The sequence below is a fragment of the Dietzia sp. NPDC055343 genome, from assembly GCF_053645265.1.
This window is the reverse complement of sequence record NZ_JBSHMJ010000139.1, coordinates 1-1,692: the sequence shown is the minus strand read 5'-3', so window position 1 is coordinate 1,692 and position 1,692 is coordinate 1. Positions and strand designations below refer to the sequence as shown.

Annotated in this window: 3 protein-coding genes and 1 pseudogene; all 4 read right to left on the bottom strand. The window is 67.4% G+C overall.

The window, feature by feature from the left end; genetic code table 11:
* The coding region (locus ACWIE7_RS19170; RefSeq protein ID WP_454070332.1) for a hypothetical protein at positions 1 to 188 on the bottom strand (188 nt) is incomplete at its 3' end.
* A gap of 77 nt (positions 189 to 265) precedes the next feature.
* The gene (locus ACWIE7_RS19165; RefSeq protein ID WP_454070331.1) at positions 266 to 823 is read right to left on the bottom strand and encodes a hypothetical protein; all 558 of its coding nucleotides are present in this window, start codon (positions 821 to 823) and stop codon (positions 266 to 268) included.
* A complete protein-coding gene (locus tag ACWIE7_RS19160) occupies positions 820 to 1,377 on the bottom strand; it encodes a hypothetical protein (RefSeq protein WP_454070330.1) in 558 nt (185 codons plus the stop codon). Before ACWIE7_RS19160 ends, ACWIE7_RS19165 begins: the two co-directional genes overlap by 4 nt.
* A 66-nt stretch (positions 1,378 to 1,443) precedes the next feature.
* Positions 1,444 to 1,692: pseudogene (locus ACWIE7_RS19155) on the bottom strand (PPOX class F420-dependent oxidoreductase); the annotation flags it as partial.

Below are 1,692 nucleotides of genomic sequence, written 5' to 3'. Positions count from 1 at the left end.
AGCTCGATCCAGCCCGGCAGGAGCGGGTTCTGCCCGTAGAAGGAGTCGCGGCTGGCAGCAAACGTCAGCAGGCTCAACGGGATCGCCACGAAGAGAGCGTCTGTGATCCAGGGGTGCCGTTCCAGGAACGCCAGAACGCGTTCGACGCGGCCGCTCGGCTGCGCAGGCGGAGTCGTGGCGGCACCCATGCCCGTCACTGTAGTTCGGCCCGAACGCGCTCCGAATCATCCTGCGGGATGATGTTGCGGGATGACGACCAGCCTCATCAGCGCGCCGCGAGACACTGGTCATCTCCGACCGTGAAAGGAACGTCGACGCTGGAGCGTTCGTCCTCCTCCTCGAGCGATGGCACGGAGGTGATCCGGGCTATTAACTCCCCGCAGGCGTCGTGGTACTCGAAGGTGAAGTCCGTGGCAGCCTGCCCGCCGGGATCAACATGCGAAGTCTGCAACGAATCGGTCATGCGCCTCGGGAGGTCCTCACCGTCCACGAGGTTTTCCGCCTCGAACACGGTGACGCGGTACCAGCGGGGAAAGAGCTCATCGGACGTGTTGTCGATCGTCATACGCAGGCCGATCTCGTACGGCCGTGTCGCGTACTGCGCCCGCCATCCCAGGTCGCGAATGGCGGGAATGACGCCGGCGGTGACGCCCTCACGCAGGTCGACGACCACCTCGTCTCCCGCGATCTCCTCGCCCGTGGCGGCCCCGCGCGGCCACAGGACGAGCACGCTGAGCACCACGACGAACGTGACGACCGCGGTGATCCAGAACGCTGCGCGCGAGGCGGTCGGGGGCAGCGCCGGTGAGGCGGTGTCACTCATGCTGGCTCCTCCGGGCGAACGGTGAACGAGTACTCTTCGCCATCGACCCGGAGGTCCACCTCGTAATCGGCGACGTCGCCTGACGGCGGCGCGTACTCGAGCCGGATCCAGTACGGGTCGGCTCCGCGCAGCCGGCCGCCGACGCCGTCGAGCAGGCTCCGACTGCCCTCGGCCGGGAGGAGTTCTTCGCGCTCGCCGGATCCATCGGTGGCATAGAGGGAGAGACTCATATCGTCGAGCGTGGACCATTGCTGAGCATCAGCGCCGTCCCTCTCCATCGCCACGACGAGCGTGACGTAGCGATCGCCCGTCGGCGCCGCGAGCCCGGGTATCGACGTGGGTTGGCGAACATCCCTGACGGTGATCAGCGAGACCTGCCCGGGCGCGAGCGCGTCCTCGTCGCTCAATCGGTATGCGGTGGTGACGCCGTCGACCGGGTCGTCCCTGACCACGCCGACGACGACAAACGCCACGGCGGCTGCCACCACACCGACGACGAGGCCCGCGACGAGCTGAAGCCATCGTGGGCGAGCCGGCGCGGAGGTCCTCGTCATGCGCACATGGTAGGAGACCTCACTCGTCCGCGAGCCGAGCGACGTGATTCTGGGTCCGCGCCCCGCCTATCCCGTCGGAGGCGGAAAACCGCCCGTGGCGACCGGACCCCAGTCGTCGATCGTCACGCGGATGAGGCTCTTGCCCTGGCGGACCATCGCCTCGCGGTACTCATCCCAGTCACTGTGTTCACCGGCGACGCTGCGGAAGTACTCGACCAGCGGTTCGACCGCCTCGGGAAGGTCGACGATCTCCGCGGTGCCGTCGAGGTGAACGTAGGGGCCGTTCCAGTCGTCTGACAGGACGCACACACTCAC

Bases quoted from the DNA above. Each gene is read 5' to 3' on its own strand.
- ACWIE7_RS19165 (WP_454070331.1), bottom strand. From the start codon at position 823: ATGAGTGACACCGCCTCACCGGCGCTGCCCCCGACCGCCTCGCGCGCA.
- ACWIE7_RS19160 (WP_454070330.1), bottom strand. From the start codon at position 1,377: ATGACGAGGACCTCCGCGCCGGCTCGCCCACGATGGCTTCAGCTCGTC.